A 6,556-nucleotide genomic window follows, 5' to 3' on the forward strand; every position below is an offset into this window, starting at 1 on the left:
TTCTTGGCCGTGGTCTGCTCGTAATCACCGAATCCGAGCTGCTTGCTGCCCATGAACCCAGTCCGCGCCTGCGATTACAGGGATATTTTCGCGCGGATGGCTCGGGTTTTCCAGAGCCTCCCTAGCCACCAATGCCAGGTGGTTGTTGCCCGGAGTCTCCTCACGTGGTGTCGATTCCTCTGCTACCCCATAGTTTGTCCCATCTGAATCTCCCCACCCGCCTTCCCATCGCCATGCCCACCACCGGTCTGCAGCGCCTGCTGGACGCTGCGCTGAGGCGCGGTCCGAATCGGCCGGCGTTGTTGGCCCCGGGCCCTCCCCTGAGCTATCGCGCCCTGGAGGATGGTGCTGCCCTGGTGGCTGGAGGCCTATGGGCCGAGGGCATCCGGCCGGGTGAGCGGGTGGCCTGGCGACTCCCCAACGGCCCCGAAGCCGTGCTGCTCTCCCTGGCCTGCTACCGGATCGGGGCGATCTCTGTGCCGATCAATGCGCGGCTCACGGAGGAGGAGGTGAAGGCGATGCTGGCGCGCATCGAACCCGGGGTGGTGGTGCTGCCGGCGGAGGAGGCTGAGCACGCGGCTGCCCTGGGCCAGCCGGCACTCCCCTGGCCGGCCCTGCTCGGCGCAGCACCGATCGATCCGGTGCAGGATCTGCCGGAAGACCATCCGGCCCTGATCCTGTTCACCTCTGGCAGCACCGGCCAGCCCAAGGGGGTGGTGCACTCCCACCACGGCTGCCTGGCCGCGATCGACACCTGCCGCCTGGCGCTTGATCTGCAGGCCGACGACGTGGTGCTCGTGGGCAAGCCCCTCAGCCATGCGGGCGGCCTGCAGACCCAGCTGCTGCCCAGCCTGCGCGCCGGTGCCCAGGTGTTGCTGGCGACGCGGCCTTCAGCGGCAACGGCAGCAGCCCTGATCCAGCAGCACGGGGTGAGCGAGTTCGGGCTGCTGGCCAGTGATCTGCTCGACTTCGTGGACCATCTCGAGACCCGGCAGCTGGCCCTTCCCTCCCTGCGCCGGGTGATCGGTTCGGGCGACACCGTGCCCATGGAGTTGCAGAAGCGCTTCCGGGAGCTGTTCGGCTGGCCGGTGCTTGAGGGCTGCGGCATGACGGAGGTGGGTGGCTACTACGCCATGCACCCGATCCATGGCGAGCGCAAGCCAGGCTCGATCGGACGTCCCACCCCCGGCACGGACCTGCGGATCCTGCCGGAATCGGGCACCACCGAGGTGGCAGAAGGCGCGATCGGGGAGTTCGCCGTGCGCACGGCCTCAGCCACGATCGGCTACTGGAAGGATGCCAAGGCCACCGAGGCCCTGTTTCGGGACGGTTGGTTGATGACAGGTGATCTGGGCCGCCGTGATGCCGATGGCACGCTCTGGTTCTGCGGGCGGCGCAAGCTGCTGATCGTGCGGCGCGGCTCGAATATCGCCCCGGCGGAGATCGAGGAACTGCTCGATGCCCATCCGGCGGTGCATGCTGCCGTGGTGGTGGGCATACCCCACCGCCGCGACGGTGCCGTGCCGGTGGCCTGGATCCAGCCCCAGCCAGGCGCTCCCGCCCCGGAGGAGAACGTGTTGCTCACCTATCTGGCCCAACACCTGGCGACCTACAAGCTGCCGGCGCACGTGCTGCTTACCGCCGAACTCCCCCGCAACAGCACCGGCAAGGTCGACCGCAGGCAACTGCGTGAGCTGGCCCTCGCCCGGCTGGCGGGGGAGGGGCAACCCCTCCCCGTTCCCCATCCCGAAGGCTGAAGTCCATGCCCCTCGCGATTGTTGCTCTGATGGTGGTCTGCCTGGTGGATGTGATGGGGCAGGGGATCGCCTTCCCCATCTTCGATGCCCTGCTGTTGAAGCCAGACTCCAGCTTCCTGGCCGCCKGYAKMMSNGMCAGGNCCAGGGTGCCTTCCTCTACGGCGTTGCCATCGGCACCTTCTTCCTCACCTGGTTTTTCGGCTCCATTTACATCTCCCGCCTGTCCGACAGCATCGGCCGCAGGCTGGGCATCCTCATCTGCCTGCTGGGGTCGATCGCGGGCTATGGGCTGGCGGCCGCGGCGATCCCGCTGCACAGCTACCCGCTGCTGGTGGCCTCCAGGGCCATCACAGGATTCACCGCCGGCACCCAGCCGATCGCAGCCGCCGCGATGATCGACCTGGCCTCCAATCAGAAAGAGAGCACCCGCAACCTGGGCCTGGCGACGGTGGGGGTGAGCATCGGCCTGGTGCTCGGGCCGATCATCGGCGGTGTGTTCTCCGATCCGGCCATCCTGGGTGGCCTGGCCTCTCCCCAGTTGCCCTTTCTGGTGGGGGGGATCCTGTGCCTGTTCGCCCTGGGGCTCGTGGTGCTCGGCTTCCGGGACGTGGTCACGGAGCGGGTCCCGCTGGAGCTGAGCCCCCTGACGATTTCCCGCCTGCTCACTCACGCGCTCGAGCGCCGCAGCGTGCTGCGCATCACAGCGGTCTACTTCCCCTACATGCTCTGCTTCATGGCGTTCTACGTGTTCGCCGCTGCCGATCTCACGGCCCGCTTCGGCTATGGCGCCCAGGCGGCCAGCATCGGCATGGTGTTGCTCGGCATCGGGCTGGCGCTGGCCAGCGGTGTTCTGGTGGCGCCGCTGAATGCCCGCCTCTCCCAGCGCACGATCATGGCACTGGTGGCGGTGCTGCTCTGCGGGGTGATCACGGCATTTCTGCTGGTTCCTTCCGGACCACTGGCCCTTGCACTGTTGCTTCCGGCCGGAGCGCTGCATGGCATTGGCTATCCCACACTGCTCACCGGTTATTCGCAGGCCGCCTCCACCGACGAGCAGGGCTGGGTGATGGGCTTCTCCACAGCGTTGTTCACCCTGGCGGCGGCGATCGTGTCGTTCCTCGGGGGTCAGCTCAGTGCTTCTGGACCGGCGGAGCCGTTCCAGTTCGCGGTGGTCTGCGGCGTCGTGGCCACCGTTGCCACTCTGCTGATCTGGCGGCGTCAGCCGCGGGCAGAAGGCGCGAACCCATGAGCATCACCCACCCCGCAGCCGCACCGACAGATGCATCTGCGGGCTGCCAGGGCTGATCGGCACTTCCTTCACCGTGAGGTAGGACTGGGCCTTCACCAGTTCGCTCAGTTTGCGGAAGCCGTAGCTGCGCGCATCGAACGACGGATCGTTCTTCTGCAGCAGGCTGCCCACCATGCCGAGGGGGGCCCAGCCGTCGTCCTGGGTGACGGCGGTGATTGCCTCACTGAGGAAGGGCTTCAGGGGTGGGGCACCGTCTGGGTCATGGCCGGCCCCGGCGCCAGTGGAGCCTGTACGGCTGGTATCACGCTTGAGCAGATCGATATAGAGAAAGCGGTCGCAGGCAGCCACGAAGGCCTTCGGCGTCTTGCGCTCCCCGAAGCCGATCACCAGCAGCCCCTGTTCCCGGATCCTGGTGGCCAGGCGGGTGAAGTCGCTGTCAGACGACACCAGACAGAAGCCCTCCACCCGGCCGCCGTGCAGCAGATCCATCGCATCGATGATGAGGGCTGAGTCGGTGGCGTTCTTGCCGGTGGTGTAGCTGAACTGCTGCACCGGCACGATCGCGTGCACATTCAGCACCTCTTTCCAGCTGCCCAGCTGCGGTGTGGTCCAGTCGCCGTAGGCGCGCTTCACGGTGGCGGTTCCCACCTGGGCGATTTCTGCCAGCAGGTCGCTGATCACGGCGGCCTGGGCGTTGTCGGAATCGATCAGCACCGCCAGATTCGGTGCCTCCCGGGTCATCGGGGCTCTGCAGCGGCGGCGCTGCCCCCGGCCCGCCAGCTGCGATCGAGCAGCTGGATCGGATGCAGCACCGGCAGCACAGCGGCGGCCTCGCCATCGAGGTGGCGGCGCAGCTGCATGGTGCAGCCGATGTTGGCGCTGGCCACCAGGGCCGCTCCGGTGCCGGCCAGATCGGCGGCCTTGATGCGGCCCAGCTCGGCGGCCTCCTCCGGTTGCACCAGGTTGTAGATGCCGGCACTGCCGCAGCACACGCCGGCCTCGAAGGCCTCGCTGAGCGTCAGGTGGGGGATGGCGCGCAGGAGATCCCGCGGCTCACTGTGCAGGCCCTGGCCGTGGATCATGTGGCAGGCGTCATGGAAGGCCACCAGCAGCGGCCGCTCAGCGTTGGCGGTGCTGCCATCGGCGTGGGGCAGGGCCTGCAGTTGTTGACGGAACCCCTCGCTGAGGCCGAGCCGGGCCAGAAATTCATGGATGTCGGCCACCGGCGCCGGGAAGCCGCGGCTGGCCAGGTGGTCGTAGGCCTTCATGGTGTGGCCGCAGCCGKAGGCCGCCACCAGCACCGCATCCAGCGGCTCAGGCCCAGCAGGGCGGCCCGGGCCCACCACGGCGCGGAAGCTCTGCACAAGCGCGTCGGCCAGCTGGCGGGTGTGCTCCTCTTCCCCCTGGTGGTGGGTCACAGCGCCGCAGCAGCCCTGCTCCGGCGGAATCACCACCTCGATGCCATTGGCGCTCAGCACCCGCGCCGCCGCCGCGTTCACCTGCGGATCGAACAGCCGCTGCACGCAACCCAGCACCAGCCCCACCCGGGCGCGGCGCTCGCCCTGCGCAGGCACCACCGCTGGGAAGCCATCGCGGAAGGCCTCGGGCGCCAGGGGCGGCAACAGGCGCTCCAGGGCTTCGATCTGGGGGCCGAGCAGGCGGGTGAGGCCACTGCGGCGCACGAGGCCCTGCAGGGGAGTGCCGGCGTAGAGCCGCAGGGGGCTGAGGGCGGCCCGCAGCCGCCGCGGGTAGGGCAACAGAGCGAACAGCAGCTGGCGGAAGGCGTTGGCCGCCGGGCTGCGCAGCTCCGGGGCGTTCAACTTCGGGCGGGTGGCCTCGATCAGCTGGTCGTAGCGCACCCCCGACGGACAGGCCGTGACGCAGGCCAGGCAACCCAGACAGGTGTCGAAGTGCTTCGCCACCGTGGCATCGAGCGGCAGTTCACCGGCCTCGATCGCCTTGAGGGCGTGGATGCGTCCCCGGGGCGAGTCCATCTCCGTGCCCAGCACCCGGTAGCTGGCGCAGCTGGGCAGGCAGAAGCCGCAGTGGACGCAGGGGTCGGTCGCCCCCGCCGGTAGACCAGGAAGAGTCATGGGGTCAGTCTGCCGTCAGCGGGCACCCTCCTGGCTGGCTGGTGCAGCGGCGTCAGCCGCCGAAGTGACCCACCACCGCCTCGGCGAAGCCCGAGCAGCTCACGGGATCCACGGGGGGCTCCATCAGTCGGGCCAGGTCGTAGGTGACCTCACCCTTGGCGATGGCGGCGCTGAGCCCGGCCGTGATCAGGTCAGCGGCCTCCTGCCAGCCCAGGTACTCCAGCATCATCACGCCGCTGAGGATCACCGAGCCGGGGTTGATCCGGTCGAGGCCGGCATGCTTGGGCGCCGTGCCATGGGTGGCCTCGAAAACCGCCGCGTTGTCGCCGATGTTGGCCCCGGGCGCCATGCCCAGGCCCCCCACCACGGCGGCCGCCGCATCGGAGATGTAGTCGCCGTTGAGGTTGAGGGTGCAGAGCACCGAATACTCCTGCGGCCGGGTCTGGATCTGCTGGAAGATGCTGTCGGCGATGCGGTCGTCCACCAGCACCATCGCCTTCCACTTGCCGTAGCCGTGGGTCTCGCCGATGGCGTCGAGCACCCCCTTCRCCTCGGCGYCCACAGCCGCCTTCTKCTCGGGGGTGAGGCTGTCGTAGCCGGKCTCGATCAGGCGGGCGTTCTCCTCCACCGTGAGCCCGTGGTTGCGGGCCAGATTGTCGAGGATCCAGCTCTCGCGCTCGGTGACGCAGACGTCACGGAACTCGCTGGTGGCCAGCTCATAGCCCCAGTCGCGGAAGGCCCCTTCCGTGAACTTCATGATGTTGCCCTTGTGCACCAGGGTCACGTGGCGCTTGGCCCCCTCCAGGCCGAGGGCGTGCTGGATCGCCTTGCGCACGTGGCGCTGGGTGCCGGCCTTGCTCACCGGTTTGATGCCGATGCCGGAGCCCGCCGGGATGCTGCGCTTGCCGAGCTTGCCGTTGGCCGGGATCACCACGTCGTTGAGGTGGGCAATCAGCTCCACACACACCGGATCGCTGGCCTCCCACTCGATTCCCATGTAGATGTCTTCGGTGTTCTCCCGGTAGACCACCACATCGAGATCCTGGGGGCGCTTGTGGGGGCTGGGGGTGCCGCTGTAGTAGCGGCAGGGACGCACGCAGCAGTAGAGATCGAAGATCTGGCGCAGGGCCACGTTCAGCGAGCGGATGCCGCCGCCGATCGGGGTGGTGAGCGGACCCTTGATCGCCACGCCGTATTGCTCGATGGCACTGAGGGTGTCCTGGGGCAGGTATTGGTAGGTGCCGTAGAGGTCGCAGGCCTCGTCGCCGGCGTACACCTTGAACCACTCGATGCGCCGCTCACCGCCGTAGGCCTTGGCCACCGCCGCATCGAGCACCCGCTGGGTGGCGGGCCAGATGTCCACGCCGGTGCCGTCGCCGCGGATGAAGGGGATGATCGGGTCGGGGGGCACCACCGGCAGGCCGTTCTCGAACCGGATGGCGGTGCCACTGCTGGGG

At 68.6% G+C, this 6,556-nt stretch carries 4 protein-coding genes and 1 pseudogene; 2 read left to right on the forward strand and 3 right to left on the reverse strand.

Annotation, left to right across the window (positions count from 1 at the left end):
* Positions 1–233 precede the first annotated feature (233 nt).
* Together IQ216_RS10200 and IQ216_RS10205 are read left to right on the forward strand one after the other, a co-directional pair.
* Positions 234–1,757: a class I adenylate-forming enzyme family protein gene (locus IQ216_RS10200; protein WP_193815386.1), complete on the forward strand. Its 1,524-nt coding sequence runs from the start codon at positions 234–236 to the stop codon at positions 1,755–1,757.
* Positions 1,690–3,006: pseudogene (locus tag IQ216_RS10205) on the forward strand (MFS transporter). The gene IQ216_RS10200 and the pseudogene IQ216_RS10205 overlap by 68 nt, the downstream one beginning before the upstream one ends.
* A gap of 3 nt (positions 3,007–3,009) precedes the next feature.
* On the opposite strand, the gene IQ216_RS10210 reads toward IQ216_RS10205, so the two are convergent.
* From IQ216_RS10210 to IQ216_RS10220, 3 genes are all read right to left on the reverse strand, one after another.
* Positions 3,010–3,747 (reverse strand): NYN domain-containing protein, encoded by a 738-nt coding sequence (locus IQ216_RS10210; RefSeq protein ID WP_193815387.1) that lies wholly within the window; start codon positions 3,745–3,747, stop codon positions 3,010–3,012.
* A complete protein-coding gene (locus IQ216_RS10215; protein WP_193815388.1) occupies positions 3,744–5,099 on the reverse strand; it encodes a (Fe-S)-binding protein in 1,356 nt (451 codons plus the stop codon). The genes IQ216_RS10210 and IQ216_RS10215 overlap by 4 nt, the downstream gene beginning before the upstream one ends.
* Positions 5,100–5,151: 52 nt before the next feature.
* Positions 5,152–6,556 (reverse strand): NADP-dependent isocitrate dehydrogenase (locus IQ216_RS10220; protein ID WP_193815389.1); only part of this gene is annotated, 1,405 nt, incomplete at its 5' end.

This window comes from Cyanobium sp. LEGE 06143 (genome assembly GCF_015207535.1).
In the GTDB taxonomy this organism is placed as follows: domain Bacteria; phylum Cyanobacteriota; class Cyanobacteriia; order PCC-6307; family Cyanobiaceae; genus NIES-981.